Origin of the sequence: Pseudomonas sp. p106 (assembly GCF_003936645.1) — a bacterium.
GTDB classification, from domain to species: domain Bacteria; phylum Pseudomonadota; class Gammaproteobacteria; order Pseudomonadales; family Pseudomonadaceae; genus Aquipseudomonas; species Aquipseudomonas putida_E.
Genome location: NZ_RHQR01000003.1, coordinates 335,058 through 357,687 on the forward strand (window position 1 = coordinate 335,058; position 22,630 = coordinate 357,687).

Annotated in this window: 20 protein-coding genes; 7 read left to right on the forward strand and 13 right to left on the reverse strand. The window is 63.0% G+C overall.

The genetic code is table 11. The features are described 5' to 3' along the window. The first annotated feature begins 21 nt into the window (after positions 1-21). The 4 genes from EGJ09_RS06170 to EGJ09_RS06185 all read left to right on the forward strand — a co-directional run bounded on the left by EGJ09_RS06170 (position 22) and on the right by EGJ09_RS06185 (position 2,863). A complete protein-coding gene (locus tag EGJ09_RS06170) occupies positions 22-672 on the forward strand; it encodes a FadR/GntR family transcriptional regulator (RefSeq protein WP_125923452.1) in 651 nt (216 codons plus the stop codon). Between the two features lie 13 nt (positions 673-685). Continuing rightward, positions 686-1,966: an MFS transporter gene (locus EGJ09_RS06175; protein WP_115273949.1), complete on the forward strand. Its 1,281-nt coding sequence runs from the start codon at positions 686-688 to the stop codon at positions 1,964-1,966. Between the two features lie 102 nt (positions 1,967-2,068). Then, complete coding sequence (locus EGJ09_RS06180) at positions 2,069-2,539, forward strand: nuclear transport factor 2 family protein (RefSeq protein WP_125923453.1); 471 nt, start codon at positions 2,069-2,071, stop codon at positions 2,537-2,539. Positions 2,540-2,575: 36 nt separating this feature from the next. Beyond that, positions 2,576-2,863: a GIY-YIG nuclease family protein gene (locus EGJ09_RS06185; protein WP_237859922.1), complete on the forward strand. Its 288-nt coding sequence runs from the start codon at positions 2,576-2,578 to the stop codon at positions 2,861-2,863. Here the strand turns inward: EGJ09_RS06185 and yejK are convergent, their stop codons facing one another. Then, complete coding sequence (gene yejK, locus EGJ09_RS06190) at positions 2,864-3,871, reverse strand: nucleoid-associated protein YejK (protein ID WP_012316056.1); 1,008 nt, start codon at positions 3,869-3,871, stop codon at positions 2,864-2,866. A 393-nt stretch (positions 3,872-4,264) separates the two neighbouring features. Between yejK and EGJ09_RS06195 the strand changes: the two genes are divergently transcribed. Then, positions 4,265-4,546 carry an HU family DNA-binding protein gene (locus EGJ09_RS06195; protein ID WP_012316055.1) on the forward strand — a complete coding sequence of 94 codons (282 nt, stop codon included), beginning with the start codon at positions 4,265-4,267 and terminating at the stop codon, positions 4,544-4,546. Positions 4,547-4,597: 51 nt separating this feature from the next. On the opposite strand, the gene rlmF is transcribed toward EGJ09_RS06195, so the two are convergent. The 5 genes from rlmF to EGJ09_RS06220 form a co-directional block, all read right to left on the reverse strand. Next, complete coding sequence (rlmF, locus tag EGJ09_RS06200; RefSeq protein ID WP_119687726.1) at positions 4,598-5,548, reverse strand: 23S rRNA (adenine(1618)-N(6))-methyltransferase RlmF; 951 nt, start codon at positions 5,546-5,548, stop codon at positions 4,598-4,600. A gap of 170 nt (positions 5,549-5,718) precedes the next feature. Further along, a complete protein-coding gene (locus EGJ09_RS06205) occupies positions 5,719-8,565 on the reverse strand; it encodes a valine--tRNA ligase (RefSeq protein WP_125923454.1) in 2,847 nt (948 codons plus the stop codon). A 137-nt stretch (positions 8,566-8,702) separates the two neighbouring features. Beyond that, positions 8,703-9,080, reverse strand: a complete 378-nt coding sequence (locus tag EGJ09_RS06210; protein WP_125923455.1) for a DNA polymerase III subunit chi — start codon at positions 9,078-9,080, stop codon at positions 8,703-8,705. 5 nt (positions 9,081-9,085) lie between these two features. Next, positions 9,086-9,514 (reverse strand): DNA polymerase III subunit chi, encoded by a 429-nt coding sequence (locus tag EGJ09_RS06215; protein ID WP_115273953.1) that lies wholly within the window; start codon positions 9,512-9,514, stop codon positions 9,086-9,088. A gap of 51 nt (positions 9,515-9,565) precedes the next feature. After that, positions 9,566-11,059, reverse strand: coding sequence for a leucyl aminopeptidase (locus EGJ09_RS06220; RefSeq protein ID WP_046784433.1), 1,494 nt, complete (start codon positions 11,057-11,059; stop codon positions 9,566-9,568). A 289-nt stretch (positions 11,060-11,348) separates the two neighbouring features. Here EGJ09_RS06220 and lptF point away from each other — a divergent pair, with 289 nt between their 5' ends. Together lptF and lptG are read left to right on the forward strand one after the other, a co-directional pair. Beyond that, complete coding sequence (gene lptF, locus EGJ09_RS06230; protein ID WP_012316049.1) at positions 11,349-12,464, forward strand: LPS export ABC transporter permease LptF; 1,116 nt, start codon at positions 11,349-11,351, stop codon at positions 12,462-12,464. Further along, positions 12,457-13,518 (forward strand): LPS export ABC transporter permease LptG, encoded by a 1,062-nt coding sequence (gene lptG, locus EGJ09_RS06235; RefSeq protein WP_046784432.1) that lies wholly within the window; start codon positions 12,457-12,459, stop codon positions 13,516-13,518. The genes lptF and lptG overlap by 8 nt, the downstream gene beginning before the upstream one ends. A gap of 97 nt (positions 13,519-13,615) precedes the next feature. On the opposite strand, the gene EGJ09_RS06240 is transcribed toward lptG, so the two are convergent. The 7 genes from EGJ09_RS06240 to EGJ09_RS06270 all read right to left on the reverse strand — a co-directional run bounded on the left by EGJ09_RS06240 (position 13,616) and on the right by EGJ09_RS06270 (position 22,500). Further along, positions 13,616-14,104, reverse strand: a complete 489-nt coding sequence (locus EGJ09_RS06240; RefSeq protein ID WP_125923456.1) for an RDD family protein — start codon at positions 14,102-14,104, stop codon at positions 13,616-13,618. Positions 14,105-14,195: 91 nt separating this feature from the next. Further along, the gene (locus EGJ09_RS06245) at positions 14,196-14,408 is read right to left on the reverse strand and encodes a cold-shock protein (RefSeq protein WP_012316046.1); all 213 of its coding nucleotides are present in this window, start codon (positions 14,406-14,408) and stop codon (positions 14,196-14,198) included. 355 nt (positions 14,409-14,763) lie between these two features. Further along, on the reverse strand, positions 14,764-15,885 hold the full coding sequence (gene gcvT / locus EGJ09_RS06250) for a glycine cleavage system aminomethyltransferase GcvT (RefSeq protein ID WP_125923457.1): 1,122 nt from the start codon (positions 15,883-15,885) through the stop codon (positions 14,764-14,766). A gap of 26 nt (positions 15,886-15,911) precedes the next feature. Further along, positions 15,912-17,288 carry an L-serine ammonia-lyase gene (locus EGJ09_RS06255; RefSeq protein WP_046784430.1) on the reverse strand — a complete coding sequence of 459 codons (1,377 nt, stop codon included), beginning with the start codon at positions 17,286-17,288 and terminating at the stop codon, positions 15,912-15,914. Positions 17,289-17,446: 158 nt separating this feature from the next. Then, positions 17,447-20,302: an aminomethyl-transferring glycine dehydrogenase gene (gcvP, locus tag EGJ09_RS06260; protein ID WP_125923458.1), complete on the reverse strand. Its 2,856-nt coding sequence runs from the start codon at positions 20,300-20,302 to the stop codon at positions 17,447-17,449. 11 nt (positions 20,303-20,313) lie between these two features. After that, complete coding sequence (gene gcvH, locus EGJ09_RS06265) at positions 20,314-20,697, reverse strand: glycine cleavage system protein GcvH (protein ID WP_039603903.1); 384 nt, start codon at positions 20,695-20,697, stop codon at positions 20,314-20,316. 294 nt (positions 20,698-20,991) lie between these two features. After that, on the reverse strand, positions 20,992-22,500 hold the full coding sequence (locus EGJ09_RS06270; protein WP_119687723.1) for a sigma-54-dependent transcriptional regulator: 1,509 nt from the start codon (positions 22,498-22,500) through the stop codon (positions 20,992-20,994). Positions 22,501-22,630: the final 130 nt, after the last annotated feature.

Consider the following 22,630-nt stretch of genomic DNA (forward strand, 5'->3'; position numbering starts at 1 on the left):
CGGATGATTGGTTGATTAGGCATGGGCAGTGAATTGACCAAGCGATCCTTGGTAGAGCTCGCGGTGGAGCGCATGCGTGAGCGCATCCTTCAAGGTAACTGGCGGGTAGGGCAGCGCCTGCCCACCGAGCCGGAGCTGGCTTTGGAGTTGGGCATCAGCCGCAATACCGTGCGTGAGGCCATGCGCGTGCTGGCCTTCAGCGGCCTGGTGGAAATCCGCCAGGGAGACGGCAGTTACCTGCGTACTTGCCAGGACCCACTGCAGGCGGTGCAGGCAATGTCCCGCTGCACGCTGGAGCAGGCGAGGGAAACGCGGCACATCCTCGAAACCGAGGCGATAGGCCTGGCAGCACTGCGGCGTACCGATGACGACTTGCATGCCCTGCGCATCGCGCTAAAAGGCAGCGCCGAACATTTTCATGGTGATGTGGATGCTTATATCAGTTGCGACCTGGCGTTCCACCAACGCCTGATCGACGCTGCACACAACCCGGCGCTGAGCGAGTTGTACCGCTATTTCTCGGGTGTCGTGGCTGCCGCGTTGCAGCACAACATGGCCACTGTCCCGCGCTGTCAGGCCACTTTCGATCTGCATGGCCAGATCCTCGACGCCATCGAACAACGCGATCCGGAGCGGGCCAAGGGCCTGAGCCGGACCCTCATCGAATCCTGACCACGAGAAGGCCATGGCTGAACCAATGACCCGTGACACACCTGCCCGCGAGCGCGAGCTGGATGAACTGCTGATCGATGCCGAAGCCGATGATGCGCAAGTGCAGGCCCAGCCTGTGGTGCTGCAGCGGCCCTGGTTGCTGCTGTTGGGCCTGGTACTGGTCGCCCTGAACCTGCGCCCCGCGCTGTCGAGCATGGCCCCGGTACTTGGCCTGGTCAGTGAAAGCCTTGGCCTTAGTGCCTCTCAGGCGGGGCTGCTGACGACCTTGCCAGTGCTCTGCCTTGGGCTGTTCGCGCCGCTTGCACCGCTGCTTGCGCGGCGCTGGGGCAGCGAGCGGGTGATCGTCGGCATCTTGCTGACGCTGGCGCTGGGCATCGTTCTGCGCAGTGCTTGGGGGGCGACCGGGGTATTTCTTGGCAGCATCATGGCCGGTGCCAGCATTGGCATCATCGGTGTGCTGTTGCCTGGCATCGTCAAACGTGATTTTCCCAAGCATGCCGGCACCTTGACGGGGGTCTACACCATGGCCCTTTGCCTGGGCGCAGCCATGGCGGCAGGCGCCACCGTACCGCTGACCGAGCATTTGCACGGCAGTTGGGCTTTGGGCCTGGGTTTCTGGATGATCCCTGCATTACTGGCCATGCTGGTCTGGTTGCCCCAGGCGCGCCAGGGGCATGGCCTGCACAAGGTGGCTTACCGAGTGAGAGGGCTGTGGCGCGATCCACTGGCCTGGCAAGTGACTTTGTACATGGGGTTGCAGTCGTCGCTGGCGTATATCGTTTTCGGCTGGTTGCCGTCTATCCTCATTGGCCGTGGTCTGAGCCCGACCGAGGCGGGCCTGGTGCTCTCCGGCTCGGTGATCGTGCAACTGGTCAGCTCGCTGAGTGCACCCTGGCTGGCCACGCGGGGCAAAGACCAGCGGCTGGCAATCGTGCTAGTCATGCTCATTACCCTGGCCGGCCTGTTCGGCTGCCTGTATGCGCCGCTGTCTGGCCTGTGGGGCTGGGCGGTGCTGCTGGGCCTGGGGCAGGGCGGTACTTTTGCCTTGGCGCTGACGTTGATCGTGCTGCGTTCGAAAGACGCCCACGTGGCGGCCAACCTGTCGAGCATGGCCCAGGGCGTGGGTTACACCCTTGCCTCCATGGGCCCCTTTGCGGTGGGCTTGGTACATGACATGACGGGCGGCTGGGCCGCAGTGGGCTGGATCTTTGCCGTATTGGGTGTGGGGGCCATCGTGTTCGGCCTCGGGGCAGGGCGGGCGCTGCATGTCAAAGTCAGTAGCGAAAGGCTCTGAAGCCTGCATGGAGCCACCTGGCATTCATGTTGTAAATGGGCATGGCATTGCCTGTGCCCACGGATTATCGTGCAGCTTTCCATTCCCAGGACGGGCCTGCCCATGAGCGACGCCAACCGTGACCTGATCACCCGCTTCTATCAAGCTTTCCAGCGGCTGGACGCCGAAGCGATGGTGGCTTGCTACAGCGATGACATCGTCTTCAGTGACCCGGTTTTCGGTACCCTGCGCGGCCGTGATGCCGGTGACATGTGGCGTATGCTCACCACCCGGGCCAAGGATTTCTCCCTGACGTTCGACCAGGTCCATGCAGACGAGCGCAGCGCCTGTGCACATTGGGTGGCGACCTACCTGTTCAGCCAGACCGGCCGTACCGTGGTCAACGATATCCAGGCGCGCTTCGTCATCCGCGACGGGTTGATCTGCCAGCATGACGACAGCTTCGACCTGTGGCGCTGGTCGCGTCAGGCGTTGGGTGCACCCGGTGTGTTGCTGGGGTGGTCGCCCATGCTGCAGAACAAGGTGCGCCAGCAGGCGTTCAAAGGGCTGCGTGCGTTCCAGCAGGCGAACTGAGCGGTTAAGCTGTCGGCTTTGCAGCCAGGCACAAGCATCGTGAGCGACGTATCCGAGAACCCCATCTGCAAACCTTGGTATGTCTACCTGGTGAGGGCTGCCAATGGTTCGCTGTACTGCGGCATCAGTGATGATCCGCAGCGGCGTTTCATGGCGCATCAGAAAGGGCAGGGGGCGCGTTATTTCAAGACCAGCCCGGCGCAGGCGCTGGTCTACGTTGAGCAATGGCCGGACAAGGGCGAGGCATTGCGCCAGGAGCGCCTGGTGAAGAAGTTGCGCAAGGCCGCGAAGGAGGCTTTGGTCGCCTCCTATGCCAGCGGTTGATCAGTCCTTGCGGCGCTTGAGCTGGTCTACCAGCTGCGTCGGCAGGCCTTTGATGATCAGTGTGCCCGCCACCTCGTCATATTCCACCTTGTCCCCCAGCAGGTGCGCTTCGAAGCTGATCGACAGGCCTTCGGCGCGCCCGGTGAAGCGGCGGAACTGGTTGAGGGTGCGTTTGTCCGCCGGGATCTCTGGCGACAGGCCGTAGTCCTTGTTGCGGATGTGGTCGTAGAAGGCTTTAGGCCGGTCTTCGTCGATCAGGCTGGACAGCTCTTCCAAGGTTACCGGCTCGCCCAGTTTGGTCTGGGTGGTAGCGTAGTCGACCAGGGTCTGGGTCTTTTCGCGTGCGGCTTCTTCTGGCAGGTCCTCGCTTTCAACGAAGTCGCTGAAGGCTTTGAGCAGGGTGCGGGTTTCGCCTGGGCCGTCGACGCCTTCCTGGCAGCCGATGAAGTCGCGGAAGTAATCCGAAACCTTCTTGCCATTCTTGCCCTTGATGAACGAGATGTACTGCTTGGAGTTCTGGTTGTTCTTCCACTCCGACAGGTTTATACGTGCCGCCAGGTGCAACTGGCCGAGGTCCAGGTGACGCGAGGGTGTCACATCCAGCTCGGCGTTCACCGCCACGCCTTCGCTATGGTGCAGCAGGGCGATGGCCAGGTAGTCGGTCATGCCTTGCTGGTAGTGGGCGAAAAGGATGTGGCCGCCGGTGGACAGGTTGGATTCTTCCATCAGCTTTTGCAGATGCTCGACGGCAACGCGGCTGAAGGCGGCAAAGTCCTTTTCCTGTTCCAGGTACTGCTTGAGCCAGCCGCTCAGCGGGTAGGCGCCGGATTCGCCGTGGAAGAAGCCCCAGGCTTTGCCCTGCTTGGCGTTGTAGCTGTCGTTAAGGTCGGCCAGCAGGTTTTCGATAGCGTCCGATGCGCCCAGCTCGGTATCCCGTGCATGCAGCACGGCGGGGCTGCCATCGGGCTTCTTGTCGATCAGGTGAACGATGCAATGACGGATTGGCATGGAATTCTCGGTCAGTCGTGGGCGGCCAGGCGCCGCGCTGCAAAAGTCGTCAAGTTTACCCCAGACGACAGGTGATGCAGTGGCCGGATGTTGGCAGAAATGCCGGTTGTTGTTTTTTTGTTCAATTTTTTGCGAATTTGGCTAAAACCCCCGAAAAACCTGCACTAAATTGAAGCGGGCAGCGGATATTTATCCATTCCTGTGGTAGCTTTGCGCGGTCTTGCGCACCTCGGGTGGCGCATTGCTGGCAGCGCGCTCGTTCCGTGTCGAACCAAACGCCGATTTACGCATCTACATGCCCGATTGGCGCGGCCCTCCAAACTTCAGGGGCTGGCCCGATAACGTCGTAGAGCGCTGCATAACCACTGAATTTGATAGGGAAGGAACACCACCATGGCATTGACCAAAGACCAACTGATTGCCGATATCGCCGAGTCGATCGCTCAGCCGAAAGCCACCGCCAAAAACGCTCTGGAGCAACTGGGCCAGATCGTTGCCGACCAGCTGGAAAACGGCGCTGAAATCACCCTGCCAGGCATCGGCAAGCTGAAAGTCTCCGAGCGTCCTGCCCGTACCGGCCGCAACCCTTCGACTGGCGCCGCCATCGAAATCGCTGCCAAGAAAGTCGTCAAGTTCGTGCCGGCCAAGTCGCTGACCGACGCTATCAACAAGTAATTCGTTGATGCATTGACCAAACCGCGCCCGGCTTGCCCGGGCGCGGTTTTTTCATGCCTGTGATTTGCGTCGCTCGTTCCAGGCCTGGCGTTGGCCATGGTCGTGGAAGCTCCATGCGACCATACGGCTCTGTTTCTGCCCCTGGCCCATCTCAACGATACGTACGGCCTTGGCGCCGGCCTTTTTCAGCGCCGCTTCGATGCCGGGCAGGTTGCCGGCCTTGGACACCAGGCTGGTGAACCACAGCACTTGCAAAGCGTACTGCACGCTTTCGCCAACCAGCTGGCTGACGAAGCGGATCTCGCCACCTTCACACCACAGCTCGTTGTTCTGCCCGCCGAAGTTGAGCACGGGCAGCTTGCGCTTGGGGTCCTGTTTGCCGAGGTTCTTCCACTTGCGCTGGCTGCCACGGGTGGCTTCCTCGCGTGAGGCGTGGAAGGGCGGGTTGCACAAGGTCAGGTCGAAGCGTTCGTCTTCCTCGAGCAGGCTGCCGAGAATGAGCTTGGCGTTGTTCTGCTGACGTAGTGCGATGGCTTTGCTCAGGTTGTTGGCCTGGACGATCGCCTTGGCCGAGGCCAGTGCCACCGGGTCGATGTCCGAGCCGAGGAAGCGCCAGCGGTAATCGCTGTGGCCGAGCAGCGGGTAGATGCAGTTGGCACCCACGCCAATGTCCAGGGCGCGCACCTGAGCGCCTTTGGGCACTTCGCCAGCGTTGTCCTCGGCCAACAGGTCGGCGGCGACGTGGATATAGTCGGCGCGGCCGGGTATCGGCGGGCACAGGTAATCGGCGGGAATGTCCCAGTGCTGGATGCCGTACTGGGCCTTGAGCAAGGCGCGGTTGAACACCCGCACGGCTTCGGGGTTGGCGAAGTCGATGCTGGGTTTGCCGTGGGGGTTGGTGATGGTGAAACGGGCCAGGTCCGGGTGGGCCTTGATCAGGCTGGGGAAGTCGTAGCGCCCCTGATGGCGGTTGCGCGGGTGCAGGGTGGGTTTCTGGGTCATGCTTGAATCCAAATGGGCATCGCTGGCCTGGGGCCGCTGTGCGGCCCTTTCGCGACACAAGGCCGCTCCTACAGGAAGCGGTGCCGTTGAATCCAGCATCGAATCTGTAGGGGCGGCCTTGTGTCGCGATCGGGGGCGAAGCCCCCGCCGGTCAGTCAGCGATGTAACTGTTACAGCGCAGCGATCCGCGCATGCTGCTCGGTGAAGTTGGCCAGGGCCTGCTCGGACTCGGCCAGCTTGGCGCGCTCCTTCTCGATCACCGCAGGCGGTGCCTTGTCGACGAAGGCGGCGTTCGACAGCTTGCCGCCGACGCGTTGCACTTCACCTTGCAGGCGCTGGATTTCCTTGTTCAGGCGAGCCAGCTCGGCGTCCTTGTCGATCAGGCCGGCCATCGGCACCAGCACCTGCAGATCGCCCACCAGTGCGGTGGCCGACAGCGGCGCTTCGTCGGCCTCGCCGAGCACGGTGAACGACTCGACCTTGGCCAGCTTCTTGAGCAGGGCTTCGTTTTCCTGCAGGCGGCGCTGGTCGTCGGCGTTGGCGTTCTTCAGGAACAGTGGCAGGGGCTTGCCCGGGCCGATGTTCATTTCGGCGCGGATGTTACGCAGGCCGACCATCAGCTCCTTGAGCCATTCGATATCGCCTTCGGCGGCGGTATCGATGCGGCTTTCGTTGGCCACTGGCCACGGCTGCAGCATGATGGTCTTGCCGTCGATGCCTGCCAGCGGCGCGATGCGCTGCCAGATTTCTTCGGTGATGAACGGCATGAACGGATGAGCCAGGCGCAGCGCCACTTCCAGCACGCGCACCAGGGTGCGACGGGTGCCGCGGGCGCGCTCTACCGGAGCGTTTTCGTCCCACAGTACCGGCTTGGACAGTTCCAGGTACCAGTCGCAGTACTGGTTCCAGATGAACTCGTACAGGGCCTGGCTGGCCAGGTCGAAACGGAACTGCTCGAGCTGGCGGGTCACTTCGGCTTCGATGCGCTGCAGCTGCGAGATGATCCAGCGGTCGGCCAGCGACAGTTCATAGGCTTCGCCGTTCTGGCCGCAGTCCTCGCCTTTGTCCAGCACATAGCGGGCGGCGTTCCAGATCTTGTTGCAGAAGTTGCGATAGCCTTCGACGCGGCCCATGTCGAACTTGATGTCGCGGCCAGTGGAGGCCAGCGAGCAGAAGGTGAAGCGCAGGGCGTCGGTGCCGTAGCTGGCAATGCCTTCCGGGAACTCGGCCTTGGTCTGCTTGGCGATCTTCTCGGCCAGCTTGGGCTGCATCATGCCGCTGGTGCGTTTTTCCAGCAGGGCGTCCAGGGTGATGCCGTCAACGATGTCCAGCGGGTCGAGCACGTTGCCCTTGGACTTGGACATCTTCTGGCCCTGGCCGTCACGTACCAGGCCGTGCACGTACACGGTCTTGAACGGGACCTGCGGGGTGCCATCCTCGTTCTTGATCAGGTGCATGGTCAGCATGATCATCCGGGCAACCCAGAAGAAGATGATGTCAAAGCCTGTGACCAGCACGTCGGTGGAGTGGAATTTCTTGAGGAATTCGGTCTGCTCCGGCCAGCCGAGGGTGGAGAAGGTCCACAGCCCCGAGCTGAACCAGGTGTCGAGCACGTCGTCGTCCTGGCGCAGTACCACGTCGGTGCCCAGGTTGTGCTTGGCGCGCACTTCGGCTTCGTTGCGGCCGACATAGACCTGGCCGGCCTCGTCGTACCACGCCGGGATCCGGTGGCCCCACCACAGCTGACGGCTGATGCACCAATCCTGGATGTCGCGCATCCAGGAGAAGTACATGTTTTCGTACTGCTTGGGCACGAACTGGATGCGGCCATCTTCAACGGCGGCAATCGCAGGTTCGGCCAGCGGCTTGGTGGAAACGTACCACTGGTCGGTCAGCCATGGCTCGATGATGGTGCCGGAGCGGTCGCCCTTCGGTACTTTCAAAGCGTGGTCGTCGATGCTGACCAGCAGCCCCTGAGCGTCCAGGTCGGCGACGATCTGCTTGCGCGCGACGAAGCGGTCGAGGCCGGCGTACTGGGCGGGCAGGCGGGTGTCCGCTTGTTCATTGACGCTGCCATCGAGGTTGAACGCCTGGGCGGCGGGCAGCACCAGGGCGTTCTTGTCGAAGATGTTGAGCAGCGGCAGGTTGTGGCGCTTGCCGACTTCATAGTCATTGAAGTCGTGGGCCGGGGTGATCTTCACGCAGCCGGTGCCGAACTCGGGGTCGCAGTAGTCATCGGCGATGATCGGGATGCGACGGCCGACCAGCGGCAACTCGACGAACTTGCCGATCAGTGCCTGGTAGCGCTCATCGTTCGGGTTGACCGCTACCGCAGCGTCACCCAGCAGGGTTTCCGGGCGGGTGGTGGCAACCACCAGGTAATCCTGGCCGTCGGCAGTTCTGGCACCGTCGGCCAGCGGGTAACGCAGGTTCCACAGGTGCCCTTTCTCGTCATGGTTTTCCACTTCGAGGTCGGAGATGGCCGTGTGCAGCTTGGTGTCCCAGTTGACCAGGCGCTTGCCACGGTAGATCAGGCCGTCTTCGTGCAGGCGCACGAAGGCTTCCTTGACCGCTTCGGACAGGCCGTCATCCATGGTGAAGCGTTCGCGGCTCCAGTCTACCGACGAGCCCAGGCGACGGATCTGCCGGCTGATGTTGCCGCCAGACTGCTCTTTCCATTCCCAGACCTTGTCCAGGAAGGCGTCACGGCCGAGGTCGTGACGGTTCTGGCCCTTGGCTTCGAGCTGGCGCTCGACCAGCATCTGGGTGGCGATACCGGCGTGGTCGGTACCTGGCTGCCACAGGGTGTCGCGGCCCTGCATGCGACGGAAACGGATCAGGGCGTCCATGATCGCGTTGTTGAAACCGTGGCCCATGTGCAGGCTGCCCGTCACGTTCGGTGGCGGGATCATGATGGTGTAGGACTCACCTGCACCTTGTGGAGCGAAATAGTTTTCGGACTCCCAGGTGTTGTACCAGGAAGTTTCGATGGCGTGCGGCTGGTAGGTCTTATCCATGCGCGGCGGGACCCTGTGCATTTATTCGGGAAAGCCGGGAAGTATAACGGAGCTGCGAGCTTCAAGCGACAAGCTGCAAGACCTATGGGCACTCTTCGCGGGGTAAATCCGCGAAGAGTGCGCCGCGTTTGTCAGGCTTATTCAGAACGCTTGATCAGCCGCTCGATACGCGCATCGAGCCGGCGCTTGATCTCGGTTTCGATATGCGGGGTGAAGTCGTTGATCACGTCCTGCATGATCAATTGCGCTGCGGCGCGTAGCTCGGCCTCCAGGTGCAGCAGTGTGTCCTGGCGGCGGGTCTGCGGGTCTTCTTCGGGTTCTGCTTCGTCGGGTGCTGCAGCCGGTTCAGGTGCTGGCAGGGTGTTGCCGGCCGGGGTGTCGAGCAGCAGCGGAATCTGTTCCACCGTCTCGGTGAGCAGCGGTGGTTGCAGGTCGGCGTCGCCCAGCAACTGGCGAATCGACTCGAGGTCGTCGAGCAGATGGGCGGAATCGGGTAGGGCGGAAGGCTTGTCCATCGTCGTCAAAGTCGCTGTAAGCGGTGGTCTTGCAGAGCATAGCCCTGTTCGCGGTAGAAACGGAATCGTTCGCGGGCCGATTGGCGGATATCCGCTTGCTCGACAACGATTTCGGCAACCCGCTCGAATTGCCCGACAAAGCCGGGCACATCAGCGCCCAGGTTTATCAGAAGGTCCCGATGCTCGCCGGCGTTGTCGGACACACCCAAGGCCACTGTGGCGTCGGCATGTGCCTCCGCCAGGTCGTGGGGTACGAACGCTTCGCCCTTGAAGCGCCACAGGCGTTGGTCCAGCTCGCTGCGCTGTTCGGCGTCCTGGCAATGCAGGTAGACCCGGTGGCCGAGGCGCCAGGCCTTTTCGCACAGCTTGCAGGCGAAATCCAGCCGTGCCGACAGCGAGTCGGTGGGCAGGATGTAGAAATCGACTTTACTCATGGTTCGCTCTGCCGGCCGGTGACGCCTTGGGGCATCACCGGCCTCACGGCATCAGGCGCTGGCGCGGTCGAGCAGGTACTGGGTCAGCAGCGGAACCGGGCGGCCGGTGGCGCCCTTGTCCTTGCCCCCGCTGACCCAGGCGGTGCCGGCGATGTCCAGGTGCGCCCAGTTGTAGGCTTTGGCGAACCGCGACAGGAAGCAGGCGGCGGTGATGGTGCCGGCCTTCGGCCCACCAATGTTGGCGATGTCGGCGAACGGGCTGTCCAGCTGCTCCTGGTACTCATCGAACAGCGGCAGCTGCCAGGCGCGGTCGTCGGCGCGCTTGCCGGCGTCGAGCAACTGGCCGATCAGCTCGTCGTTGTTGCCCAGCAGGCCTGCGGTGTGGCTGCCCAGGGCAACGATGCAAGCGCCGGTCAGGGTCGCGATGTCGATCACCGCTTGTGGCTTGAAACGTTCGGCGTAGGTCAGTGCATCGCACAGCACCAGGCGGCCTTCGGCGTCGGTGTTGAGGATTTCAACGGTCTGCCCGCTCATGGTGGTGACGATGTCGCCCGGCCGGGTGGCGTTGCCGCTCGGCATGTTCTCGGCGCAGGCCAGGATACATACCAGGTTGATCGGCAGCTTCAGCTCGAGCACGGCGCGCAGGGTGCCGAACACGCTGGCGGCGCCGCACATGTCGTACTTCATCTCGTCCATGCCGGCACCGGGCTTGAGGCTGATGCCGCCGGTGTCGAAGGTGATGCCTTTACCGACCAGCACGAACGGTTTGTCGCTCTTCTTGGCGCCCTGGTATTGCAGGACGATCAGGCGTGGCGGCTGTTCGCTGCCCTGGCCGACCGCGTAGAACGCGCCCATGCCCAGGTCCTTGATCTTCTTCTCGTCGAACACTTCGACCTTGAGGCCTTTGTGAGCCTTGCCCAGCTCCTTGGCCTGCTCGGCCAGGTAGCTCGGGTGGCAGAGGTTCGGCGGCAGGTTGCCCAGGTCGCGGGTGAAGGCCATGCCGGTGGCGATGGCGGTGGCGTGGTGTGCCGCGCGCTCCACTTCGGCCAGGCCGGCCTTGTCGGCCAGCAGGGTGATCTTTTTCAGCGCGCGTGGCTCGGCTTTCTGGCTCTTGAAACGGTCGAACACGTATTCGCCATCGAGCAGGGTTTCGGCCAGCAGGCGGTATTTGCCGTAGTGGGCATCACGGTTGCTGACGGCGATGTCGTCCAGTGCCAGTACCGCGTCGCTGCCGTTGAGGCCTTTCAGCACGCCGGCAACGCTGGTGACCAGTTTGCGCCAGGCGCGGTCACCAAGGGCTTCGTCCTTGCCGCTGCCCACCAGCAGTACGCGCTCGGCCTTGAGGCCAGGCAGGTTTTGCAGCAGCAGCGTCTGGCCTGGCTTGCCGGCCAGGTCGCCACGCTTGAGCACGGCACTGATGGCACCGTCGGTGGCCAGGTCGACAGCTTTGGCAACGGCGCCGAGCTTGCGCCCTTCGCCGACCGGTACGACCAGGGTGGCGGTTTTTACGGATGCAGCAGCTACGCTTTTTACAACCAGTTCCATGTCAGGGTCCCCGAATGATCTGTGCAGTTGGCGCTTTGAGTTCTTGCGCTCTGGGCGGGCCTGGCCGCGTGGTCGCGGGCCAGTGGAAAAGCTGCCAGTTTGAGCCTGCGGCAAGCGTGCTGACAACCCCGTTGTCAGCCTTGATGCGCGGCCAAGTGACAGGCGCGGCCAATCACAGGATAATGCGCGCACTTTACAAGGAGGTTCGCCCCCGGCGAACCGGCATTGGTCTTGGCTGTCGTAAGCCTTTGTTTGGCAGTCCGCCCCTGACAACCCAGGAGTGTCTGGTTTGATCGTCTTTCGTTATCTCTCCCGCGAGGTCCTGGTGACCTTGAGCGCCGTCAGCGCAGTGCTGCTGGTGATCATCATGAGCGGGCGTTTCATCAAGTACCTGGCCCAGGCGGCCCAGGGCGTGCTCGACCCGAGCGTGCTGTTCCTGATCATGGGCTTCCGCCTGCCCGGTTTCTTGCAACTGATCCTGCCATTGGGGCTGTTCCTCGGCATCCTTCTGGCCTATGGCCGGCTGTATCTGGAAAGCGAGATGACCGTGCTGTCGGCCACCGGCATGAGCCAGCAACGCCTGCTCGGCCTGACCATGGCACCTGCAGCGCTGGTCGCCTTGCTGGTGGCCTGGCTGAGCCTGAGCCTGGCGCCACTGGGCGTTGCCCAGGTGCAGCAGATCATTGGCCAGCAGGATGCCCTGACCGAGTTCGATACCTTGGTGCCGGGCCGCTTCCAGACCCTGCGCGACGGTTCGCGGGTGACCTACACCGAGGAGCTGACCGATGATCGCAGCAACCTCACCGGTGTGTTCATCTCCGAGAAGCGCTTCAACCAGGACAAGACCAAGGACCGTGCACCGTCCGTGCTGGTAGCCGAAAAGGGCCATCAGGAAGTGCAGGCCGACGGCAATCGCTATCTGGTGTTGCAGAATGGCTACCGCTATGACGGCAACCCTGGCCAGGCCGATTACCGGGCCATCAAGTACGACACCTACGGGGTGCTGTTGCCCAAGCCTGAAGTCAGCGAGGAAGTGACCGAGCGTGAAGCCATTCCTACCTCCCAACTGATCGGCAATGCCGGGCTACGCGAACGTGCCGAGCTGCAATGGCGCATCTCCTTGCCGATCCTGGTATTCATCGTGACCCTGCTGGCAGTGCCGCTGTCCCGGGTCAATCCACGCCAGGGCCGCTTCCTCAAGCTGCTGCCGGCGATTCTTCTGTACATGGCCTACCTGACGATGCTGATTTCCGTACGTGGCGCTCTGGAGAAAGGCAAGCTGCCGATCGCCCTGGGCATGTGGTGGGTGCATGGCCTGTTCCTGCTCATCGGCCTGGGCCTGATGTACTGGGAGCCGCTACGGCTCAAGCGTGCCGCCCGTCGTGCGGAGGTGGCCCATGGTTAAACTCGACCGCTACATCGGCCAGAGCGTGCTGATGGCCATCCTGGCCGTACTGGGCATCATTCTGGGCCTGGCTTCGTTGTTCGCCTTCATCGACGAAATGAGCGACCTGAGCGATACCTATACCGTCATGGATGCTGGCTGGTTCACGCTTCTTACAGCGCCCCGCCGGCTCTACGACATGTTGCCGATGGCGGCACTGATCGGCTGCCTGATCGGCCTGGGCAGCCTGGCCAGCAGCAGCGAACTGACCATCATGCGTGCCGCCGGGGTTTCCATCGGGCGCATCGTCTGGGCGGTGATGAAGCCGATGCTGGTGCTGATGCTGGTCGGCCTGCTGATTGGCGAGTACGTGGCGCCAATCAGCGAGAACAAGGCCCAGGCCGACCGTTCCCTGGCCCAGGGCGGCGGTGAGGCGCAGAGCTCCAAGCGCGGCATGTGGCACCGCCAGGGTGATGAGTTCGTGCATATCAACTCGGTACAGCCCAATGGCCTGTTGCTGGGTGTGACCCGCTACCGCTTCGACGACGAGCGCAAGATCGTCACGTCGAGTTTCGCGCGCCGGGCGCGTTATGAGAGCGATCATTGGGTACTCAGCGATGTCAGCACCACCTACTTCCGTGGCGATCACACCGAAGTGGTGAAGAGCTCGGCAGAACGCTGGGATGTCTCGGTGACCCCACAACTGCTCAATACCGTGGTGCTGGCCCCGGAGTCGCTGTCGATCACCGGGCTGTGGGACTACATCCATTACCTGTCCGACCAGGGCCTGAACAATGCCCGTTACTGGCTGGCATTCTGGACCAAGGTGCTGCAGCCGGCGGTGACTGCGGCCTTGGTGCTGATGGCGATTTCGTTCATCTTCGGGCCGCTGCGTTCGGTAACCCTCGGCCAGCGTGTGTTCACCGGCGTGCTGGTTGGGTTTGTATTCCGTATTGCCGGCGACCTGCTTGGCCCTTCGAGCCAGGTGTTCGGCTTCCCGCCGCTGTTGGCGGTAGTGATCCCGGCTGGTGTGTGTGCACTGGCCGGCTTATGGTTGCTGCGCCGGGCAGGATGATGGCCTGATGATGCGAGAAAGCCGACCTCAGGGTTAATGCCAGTCAGGTAATCGTTTTGGGGCTGCAAAGCAGCCCTAACAACGCCAACTGACTGGCTTATTTCTTCTGTTTCGGTACCCGCACCAACTGTGTCTGCGAGTAAATGTCATGCCAGCCGCGCTTGCGCTTGTCGATCAGTGACCAGAAGAACCCCAGCCCCAGGCACAGCCATGAGGCGATCGACACGATAAAGCGCAGCAGCGCCTGCCACAGGCTGATTGCGCTGCCATCAAAGTTTTGCACCCGCACGCCCCATACCTGCATGCCCAGGGTCTGCCCGCCGTGGGTCCAGAACTTGGCAAAGAAACCGAACAGCGCAAACAGCAGGATCGTCGACAGCAGCGGGTCGCCGTCCAGCGCACCAGCCTCGGTCAGCTCGCGCATGCGTGCCTCGCCGATGATCGCCATCTGGATCATCTTGTAGGCCCCTGCGGTGACGATCAGCAGGGCCGTACACAACAGGAAGTCGTAGAACATCGCCGCCAGGCGCCGGCCCAGGCCGACCGGCGGAAAGTCACCTTGGGGTGAGAGCAGAGGCTTGGGCATGCAGGACAGCTCCGAATGGCGAAGCCGCCATTCTACGGGCAAAAAAAAACCCCTGCACTGGGCAGGGGCTTTCTTCGAAGTCGCGACCGGCTTAGCCGAGGACTTGAACCTTGTCAGCTTGCAGGCCTTTTTGGCCCTGAACTGCTTCGAAGGTAACCTTCTGGCCTTCTTTCAGGCTCTTGAAGCCGTTGCCCTCGATGGCACGGAAGTGCACGAACAGATCAGCACCGCTTTCTGGGGTGATGAAGCCGTAACCTTTCTCGTCATTGAACCACTTGACGGTACCGTTCTGACGCTCAGCCATTGTCTTATTTCCTATGAAGCTTAAATTTTAATGACAGTTACTTTCACGTTATCAAGAGTGAAAGAGTACTGGGCTGGGTTGCAGGAAAGTAAGTCACGTCCAACGGGTTGTAGCAGATTGCGGCTACTGGCCCAGGTCACGAACTGTTGCGACCCATGCAAACACAGTGCAATGACTCTACGCCAACTCCCAAGAAAAAAACAAGCCCTTGGTCAGCTGGAAAATCGGGCTTTTTTCGATAACTGAACAATCCATCGCAAACGGCATGGCGCCTGGCCTGGCGCCATGTTCATAAGTTATGGGGCAGGTTCGAAAACGAATAAGTCAACCTGCTCGCAAACCTCATGTACCGCGTTCAACCGCGATAGTAACGTTGCGCCACAAAAGGCGTTTTGCTGACTTTCAGGGCAACCTTCTTGCCGCGCACCAGGGCAAACAGCGGAGTGTCCAGCGCGCCATGTTCGATATCGACATAACCCATAGCAACCGGTGCGCCAAGTGTCGGGCCGAAGCCACCACTGCTGACTTTACCCACGGGCTTGTCAGCTGCATCGACAATTTCTGCGCCTTCACGCACGGGCGTACGTTCCTGTGGCAGCAGGCCAACACGCTTGCGGGCCACGCCGGCTTGCTGCTGGGCAAAGATCACCTCGGCCCCGGGGAAGCCGCCAGCGCGCGCGCCGTCGGCGCGGCGGACCTTGGACACGGCCCAGAGCAGGCTGGCCTCGACCGGCGTGGTGGCGGTGTCCATGTCGTGGCCATACAGGCACAGGCCCGCTTCCAGGCGCAGAGAGTCGCGCGCGCCCAGGCCGATCGGCTGCACTTCCGGCTCGGTCAGCAGGCGGCGGGCCAGGGCTTCGGCAGCCTTGGCCGGTACCGAGATTTCATAACCGTCTTCGCCGGTGTACCCCGAACGGCTGACGAAGCAGTCTTCGCCCAGCAGGGTGACTGGGCGCAACTGCATGAAGGTCATGCCGGCCACTTCCGGGGCCAGGCGCGCGAGCACGGTGACTGCGGCCGGGCCTTGCAGGGCGAGCAGGGCACGTTCCTCGAACAGGGGCTGAACCTGGCAACGGTCACCGATATGCTGCTGCAGGTGGGCCAGATCCTGCTCCTTGCAGGCGGCGTTGACCACCAGGAACAGCGTGTCGTCGCCCAGGTTGGCAACCATCAGGTCGTCGAGGATGCCACCTTGCTCGTTGGTGAACATGGCATAGCGCTGCATGCCCACCGGCAGGTCGATGATATCCACTGGCACCAGGCTTTCCAGGGCTTGGGCGGCATCCTTGCCGCGCAGGATGATCTGGCCCATGTGCGAGACATCGAACAGGCCGGCCTGCTCACGGGTGTGCAGGTGCTCCTTGAGCACGCCCAGCGGGTACTGTACCGGCATGTCGAAGCCGGCGAATGGCACCATGCGCGCGCCCAGTTCCAGGTGCAGGGCGTGCAGCGGGGTCTTGTGCAGTGTTTCGGACATCGATGACTCCTTGGTTTGTTGTCGGGTCAACATTCAATGATGTTGACGGCCAGACCGCCGCGGGCGGTCTCCTTGTATTTGCTTTTCATGTCGGCGCCGGTCTGGCGCATGGTGCGGATGACCTTGTCGAGCGACACGTAGTGCTGCCCGTCGCCACGCAAGGCCATGCGCACCGCATTGATGGCCTTGACCGAGCCCATGGCGTTGCGCTCGATGCAGGGCACCTGTACCAGCCCACCGATCGGGTCGCAGGTCAGCCCCAGGTTGTGCTCCATGCCGATTTCGGCGGCGTTTTCCACCTGTTGCACGCTGCCGCCCATCACTTCGCACAAGGCGCCGGCTGCCATCGAGCAGGCCACCCCGACTTCGCCCTGGCAGCCGACCTCGGCCCCGGAGATCGAGGCGTTTTCCTTGTACAGGATGCCAATGGCTGCGGCAGTCAGTAGAAAGCGCACGACGCCGTCTTCACTGGCGCCGGGGACGAAGCGCATGTAGTAGTGCAGTACTGCCGGCACGATGCCTGCCGCACCGTTGGTCGGTGCAGTGACCACGCGCCCGCCGTAGGCATTTTCCTCGTTGACCGCCAAGGCATACAGGTTGACCCAGTCAAGTACCGACAACGCGTCGCGCAGGTTGGCCTCCGGGTGCTGGCTGAGTTGGCGGTACAGTGCCGGTGCCCGGCGTTTGACCTTGAGCCCGCCCGGCAGGATGCCCTCGTGCCGGTAGCCGGCTGCGACGCAATCCTGCATCACCTGCCAGATCCGCAGCAGACCCGCACGGGTTTCGGCCTCGGGGCGCCAGGCCGCCTCGTTGGCCAGCATCACCTGGCTCACCGACAGCTGCTGCGCGGTGCAATGCCCGAGCAGTTGCTTGGCAGTCTTGAACGGGTAGGCGAGTACGGTGCTGTCCTCGACGATGCGGTCTTGCCCGGCGGCCTCTTCGTCGACCACGAAACCGCCGCCCACCGAGTAGTACTCCCGGCTGCGGATTTGCAGGCCGGCGGCATCGAAGGCGCGGAAGATCATGCCGTTGGGGTGGTATGCCAAAGGCTTGCGGATCATCGCCAGGTGCTGCTTCTCGACGAAGGCGATGGTGTGTTCACCGAGCAGGTGCAGGTGGCCGCTTTCACGGATTGCCTGCAGGCGGGCGGGAATGGCTTCGGTGTCGACGGTATCGGGGTGCTCGCCTTCCAGGCCAAGCAGTACCGCCTTGTCGCTGCCATGGCCTTTGCCCGTGGCACCCAGTGAGCCGTACAGCTCGGCCTTGACGCTGGCGGTGCTGGCCAGCAGGCCGTCACGGCGCAAGCCCTCGGCGAAACGCGCGGCAGCGCGCATCGGGCCGACCGTGTGGGAGCTGGAGGGGCCGATGCCGATCTTGAACAGGTCGAAGACGCTCAGTGACATGGTGCTTGCTCCTGACATATCCGGTTAACCCTTTGGGGCTGCTGCGCAGCCCATCGCCGGCAAGCCGGCTCCTACAGGTACAGTGCTGGCCTCCAGAGCTGTGCGGTCCCGGTTGGAGCCGGCTTGCCGGCGATGGGCCGCGAAGCGGCCCCAGGCGGTCAGGCGTCCTGATAGCTCTCGATCGACGGGCAGGCGCACACCAGGTTGCGGTCGCCGAACACGTTGTCGACCCGGCCCACAGGTGGCCAGTACTTGCCTTCCACCAGGCTTGGCAGCGGGTACACCGCCTGTTCGCGGCTGTAGCCGTGGGCCCACTCGCCAGCCAGCTCGGCAGCGGTGTGTGGAGCGTTCTTCAGCGGGTTGTCGTCCTTGTCCAGGCTACCGTTCTCCACGGCGCGAATCTCTTCGCGGATCTGGATCATCGCATCGCAGAAGCGGTCCAGTTCTTCCTTGGCCTCGCTTTCGGTCGGCTCGATCATCAGCGTGCCGGCTACCGGGAAGGACATGGTCGGGGCGTGGAAGCCGAAGTCGATCAGGCGCTTGGCCACGTCGTCGACGCTGATGCCGCTGGTGTCCTTGAGCGGGCGCAGGTCGAGGATGCACTCGTGGGCGACCAGGCCATTGCCGCCGGTATACAGAACAGGATAGTGCTCTTCCAGGCGGCGGGCGATGTAGTTGGCATTGAGGATCGCCATCTGCGAGGCACGCTTGAGGCCGGCACCACCCATCATGCGGATGTACATCCAGGTGATCGGCAGAATGCTGGCGCTGCCGAACGGTGCGGCGCATACCGCCCCGTCACGGTTCTGCAACTGAGCGTGGCCGGGCATGAACGGCGCCAGGTGCGACTTGACGCCGATCGGGCCGACGCCTGGGCCGCCACCGCCGTGCGGAATGCAGAAGGTCTTGTGCAGGTTCAGGTGCGAGACGTCGCCGCCGAACTTGCCCGGTGCGCACAGGCCGACCATTGCATTCATGTTGGCGCCGTCGATGTACACCTGGCCGCCGTTGTCGTGAATGATCGCGCAGATCTCGCCGATCGCCTCTTCGAACACGCCGTGGGTCGACGGGTAGGTGATCATGATCGCGGCCAGGCGCTCACGGTGCTCGATGGCCTTGGCGCGCAGGTCCTCGACATCGACGTTGCCACGCGCGTCACACGCGGTGACCACGACGCGCATACCGGCCATGTGTGCGGTTGCCGGGTTGGTGCCATGAGCCGAGGAGGGGATCAGGCAGATGTCGCGATGGCTTTCGCCGCGGCTGCGGTGGTAGGCGCGGATGGCCAGAAGGCCCGCGTATTCGCCCTGGGAGCCGGCGTTGGGTTGCAGCGACACGGCGTCGTAGCCGGTGGCGGCGCAGAGCATGGCTTCCAGCTCGGTGGTCATCTGCAGGTAACCCTGGCTTTGCTCGGCCGGGGCGAACGGGTGCAGGTTGCCGAACTCGGCCCAGGTCACCGGGATCATTTCACTGGCGGCGTTGAGCTTCATGGTGCACGAGCCCAGCGGGATCATGCTGCGGTCCAGCGCCAGGTCCTTGTCGGCCAGGCGGCGCAGATAGCGCATCAGCTCGGTTTCGCTGTGGTAGCGGTTGAACACCGGGTGTTCGAGGATGGCCGACTGGCGCAGCAGGGCGGCAGGCAGGCGCGAGCCGGTGCTGGCGGCCAGGGCGGCGAAGTCCGGTTGTGCCTGTTGGCCACCGAACAGCTGCCACAGCGCCTCGACGTCAGCCTGGGTGCTGGTCTCGTCGAGCGACAGGCCCAGGTGGGCGGCGTCGATCTGGCGCAGGTTGATGCGCTGGGCGCGTGCCTTGTCGTGCAGGCTTGCGGTAGCGCTGCCGGTGGCCAGGGTCAGGGTGTCGAACGCGGTTTCTCCGACCACTTGCACGCCGAGGGTTTTCAGGCCAGCAGCGAGGATCGCGGTCAGCGCGTGGGTGCGTTCGGCGATGCGCTTGAGGCCCGCAGGGCCGTGGTACACCGCGAACATGCTGGCAATGTTGGCCAGCAGCACCTGGGCGGTACAGATGTTGCTGGTGGCCTTCTCGCGGCGGATATGCTGCTCGCGGGTTTGCATGGCCAGGCGCAGGGCAGTCTTGCCGAAACGGTCGATCGACACACCGACCAGGCGGCCCGGCATGTCACGCTTGAATGCGTCGCGGGTGGCGAAGTAGGCCGCGTGCGGGCCGCCAAAGCCCAGTGGCACGCCAAAGCGCTGGGCGCTGCCGATGGCAACGTCTGCTTCGAACTCGCCCGGAGGGGTCAGCAGCGTCAGGGCCAGCAGGTCGGCGGCCACGGCGACAAGGGCGTTGGCGCCGTGCAAGCGTTGCACCAGCTCGCGGTAGTCGAACACCTCGCCATTGCTGGCCGGGTATTGCAGCAGCGCACCGAAGAAGGCGCTGACGTCATCGAGTTCACGCTCGTCGCCCACCACGATCTCGATACCCAGTGGTTCGGCACGGGTACGCAGGACGTCGAGGGTCTGCGGGTGGCAATGCACCGAGGCGAAGAAGGCATGGCTGGCCTTGTTCTTCGACAGGCGTTTGCAGAAGGTCATGGCCTCGGCTGCCGCGGTGGCTTCGTCGAGCAGGGAGGCGTTGGCGATCGGCAGGCCGGTCAGGTCGCTGATCAAGGTCTGGAAATTGAGCAAGGCTTCCAGGCGGCCTTGGGAGATTTCTGGCTGGTAAGGGGTGTAGGCGGTGTACCAGGCCGGGTTTTCCAGCAGGTTGCGCAGGATTGGCGCCGGGGTGTGGGTGTTGTAATAACCCTGCCCGATATAGTTCTTGAACAGCTGGTTTTTACCGGCGATAGCTTTCAGCGCGGCGAGGGCATCGGCCTCGCTCTGGCCGTCTTCGGCGCCCAGTACGCTGGTGCCCTTGATGGTGTCGGGGATGACTGCGGCGGTCATGGCCTCCAGCGAGTCGAAGCCCAGGGTGGCCAGCATGGCCTGCTCGTCTGCGGCGCGTGGGCCGATGTGGCGGGCGATGAATTCGTTGGCGGTGCCGAGGTTGATGGTCATCTTCGGGTTCCTCAGGCGTCGTCGTTGGCTTTGATCAGGCGGTCGTAGGCATCCTGGTCGAGCAGGGCAGCCACTTCATTCATGTCGGCCGGAATGAAACGGAAGAACCAGCCTTCGCCCAGCGGGTCTTCGTTGACCAGCTCAGGGCTGTCGTTCAGGCCGTCATTGACGGCGACCACTTCACCGCTCAGAGGCATGTACACGCCGCTGGCGGCTTTGACCGACTCAACGGTGGAGGCTTCGGCACCTTTGTCGTATTGCTGCAACTCCGGCAGTTGCACGTAGACCACATCGCCAAGGGCGTTCTGGGCGTAGGCGGTGATGCCTACGGTGACGCTACCGTCAGCTTCGACGCGCAGCCATTCGTGATCTTCGGTGAAACGCAACTCGCTCATGGGGAATCCTCGGGAAGCAGGGCGTTGGGCGCGGTGGGTTCGCGCTCTTGGGTTGGATTTCCCTAAGCAAAAATGCGGCCATAAGATAAAAATGCATTTAAATCAGTAAGTTACGTTTTTTGCGTAACAATGCACTCTCTTTCTTGGAATGAAAACGCTACAGATGTATGCGCTGGCAAAAGGTTTGGAGGATCAAACCCTTGCAAGCGGGGGCGGGAATGGCACTGTATCTTATTCGATACACTGTATTTAAATCGTTACGGTTCCTTGCGAGGAATGGCAATGCCAGGCAATTCAGGACTTGCCTGCAATTCCGTACTTGCGCAACCGCTGTGCAATTGCGGTATGCGATGTTTGTAGCCTGCCTGCCAGCTGCCGGGTCGAGGGATAACTGGCGTACAGCCGTTGCAGCAGTTCACGCTCGAAATCCCCCACCGCCTGTTCCAGGCTCGCAACCTCGCCATCCTGCCCACGCGCCACTGAGGTGCCGGCGATGTCCAGGTCGCCGATATCCACCAGGTTGCTTTCACAGATGGCCGCCGCGCGGAATATCACGTTTTGCAGCTGGCGTACGTTGCCCGGCCATGGGTTGGCCAATAGTGCCGAGTGCGTGGCCGGGGTCAGTCGGCAGGCCGGGCGCTGGATCTGCGTGCAGGCCTGCTGCATGAAGTAGTGCGCGAGCATCAGAATGTCCTGGCCACGGTCGCGCAAGGGCGGTACTTGCAGGTTGAGTACGTTGAGGCGGTAGAACAGGTCTTCTCGGAACGTTCCCTCGGCAACCATGCGTTCAAGGTCGCGATGGGTGGCGCTGATGATGCGTACATCAACCTTCACCTCACGGTCGCCGCCCACACGGCGAAAGCTTCCGTCGCTGAGAAAACGCAGCAGTTTGGCCTGCAGGTATGGCGACATCTCGCCGATCTCGTCGAGAAATACCGTGCCCTGGTTGGCCAGCTCCATCAGCCCGGGTTTGCCACCGCGCTGGGCACCGGTGAAGGCGCCTGGGGCGTAGCCGAACAGTTCGCTCTCGGCCAGGCTCTCGGGCAGCGCGGCGCAGTTGAGGGCCAGGAAAGGCGCCGCTTGCCGGCTGCTGATGGCATGGCAGGCGCGGGCCACCAGTTCCTTGCCGGTGCCGGTCTCGCCATGTACCAGCAGGGGCGCATCCAGGGCCGCCACGCGCAGGGCGCGGGCCTTGAGGGTGCGGATGGCCGGGGACTCGCCGAGCAGCCCATCGAAGCCTTCGGCATGGTCGTGGTGCAGGGCCGAAAGACGCTCGCCCATGCGGTTGGGCGGGTACAGAGTCAATAGGCCGCCGGCGTTGGTGATGGGCGTGGCGTCCAGCAGCAGGCTCTGGCCGTTGAGTTGCATCTCGCGCATCGGCAGGTGGAAGTTGTTGTCCAGCAGGGCCTGCAGCAGGGCGGGGTCACCGAACAGTTCGCCAACAGACCGCCCCGCTGACTCACGACCGCACAGGGCGATCAGCGCGGGGTTGGCCAGCAGCACCAGGCCTGCACTGTCGACGGCCAGCACCGGGTCGCTCATGGCGGCCAGCAGGGCATCGAGCTGCAGGTGGCGGCGCTGGCCAGGGAGGATATCGACCACGTCCACCGACTGTACCCCACGTACTTCGAACAGCGCGTCGTGCAGTTCTTCGAGAACGGCGGGGCTGAGGGTCGGAGCGTCGATGTAGACGTTCGGCGGGACCATCTCTACGGCGTCCAGGTTGAGGTTGCGGGCACCGAGCAGGGCGAGGACTTCCTGGGTGATGCCGACGCGGTCGATGAAGCTGACGTGGATGCGCATGGGGAGGCGGGGGGTTATGGCCGGGGAGGGCAGTAGTATGCCTTGGGAGCAGTGTTAAACCCAATCGCCGGCAAGCCGGCTGCCACAGGTACTCCGCAGAACCTGAGACAGCGGGGTACCTGTGGCAGCC

Bases quoted from the DNA above. Each gene is read 5' to 3' on its own strand.
- EGJ09_RS06170 (WP_125923452.1), top strand. From the start codon at position 22: ATGGGCAGTGAATTGACCAAGCGATCCTTGGTAGAGCTCGCGGTGGAG.
- EGJ09_RS06175 (WP_115273949.1), top strand. From the start codon at position 686: ATGGCTGAACCAATGACCCGTGACACACCTGCCCGCGAGCGCGAGCTG.
- EGJ09_RS06180 (WP_125923453.1), top strand. From the start codon at position 2,069: ATGAGCGACGCCAACCGTGACCTGATCACCCGCTTCTATCAAGCTTTC.
- yejK (WP_012316056.1), bottom strand. From the start codon at position 3,871: ATGCCAATCCGTCATTGCATCGTTCACCTGATCGACAAGAAGCCCGAT.
- EGJ09_RS06195 (WP_012316055.1), top strand. From the start codon at position 4,265: ATGGCATTGACCAAAGACCAACTGATTGCCGATATCGCCGAGTCGATC.
- rlmF (WP_119687726.1), bottom strand. From the start codon at position 5,548: ATGACCCAGAAACCCACCCTGCACCCGCGCAACCGCCATCAGGGGCGC.
- EGJ09_RS06205 (WP_125923454.1), bottom strand. From the start codon at position 8,565: ATGGATAAGACCTACCAGCCGCACGCCATCGAAACTTCCTGGTACAAC.
- EGJ09_RS06210 (WP_125923455.1), bottom strand. From the start codon at position 9,080: ATGGACAAGCCTTCCGCCCTACCCGATTCCGCCCATCTGCTCGACGAC.
- EGJ09_RS06215 (WP_115273953.1), bottom strand. From the start codon at position 9,514: ATGAGTAAAGTCGATTTCTACATCCTGCCCACCGACTCGCTGTCGGCA.
- EGJ09_RS06220 (WP_046784433.1), bottom strand. From the start codon at position 11,059: ATGGAACTGGTTGTAAAAAGCGTAGCTGCTGCATCCGTAAAAACCGCC.
- lptG (WP_046784432.1), top strand. From the start codon at position 12,457: ATGGTTAAACTCGACCGCTACATCGGCCAGAGCGTGCTGATGGCCATC.
- EGJ09_RS06240 (WP_125923456.1), bottom strand. From the start codon at position 14,104: ATGCCCAAGCCTCTGCTCTCACCCCAAGGTGACTTTCCGCCGGTCGGC.
- EGJ09_RS06245 (WP_012316046.1), bottom strand. From the start codon at position 14,408: ATGGCTGAGCGTCAGAACGGTACCGTCAAGTGGTTCAATGACGAGAAA.
- gcvT (WP_125923457.1), bottom strand. From the start codon at position 15,885: ATGTCCGAAACACTGCACAAGACCCCGCTGCACGCCCTGCACCTGGAA.
- EGJ09_RS06255 (WP_046784430.1), bottom strand. From the start codon at position 17,288: ATGTCACTGAGCGTCTTCGACCTGTTCAAGATCGGCATCGGCCCCTCC.
- gcvP (WP_125923458.1), bottom strand. From the start codon at position 20,302: ATGACCATCAACCTCGGCACCGCCAACGAATTCATCGCCCGCCACATC.
- gcvH (WP_039603903.1), bottom strand. From the start codon at position 20,697: ATGAGCGAGTTGCGTTTCACCGAAGATCACGAATGGCTGCGCGTCGAA.
- EGJ09_RS06270 (WP_119687723.1), bottom strand. From the start codon at position 22,500: ATGCGCATCCACGTCAGCTTCATCGACCGCGTCGGCATCACCCAGGAA.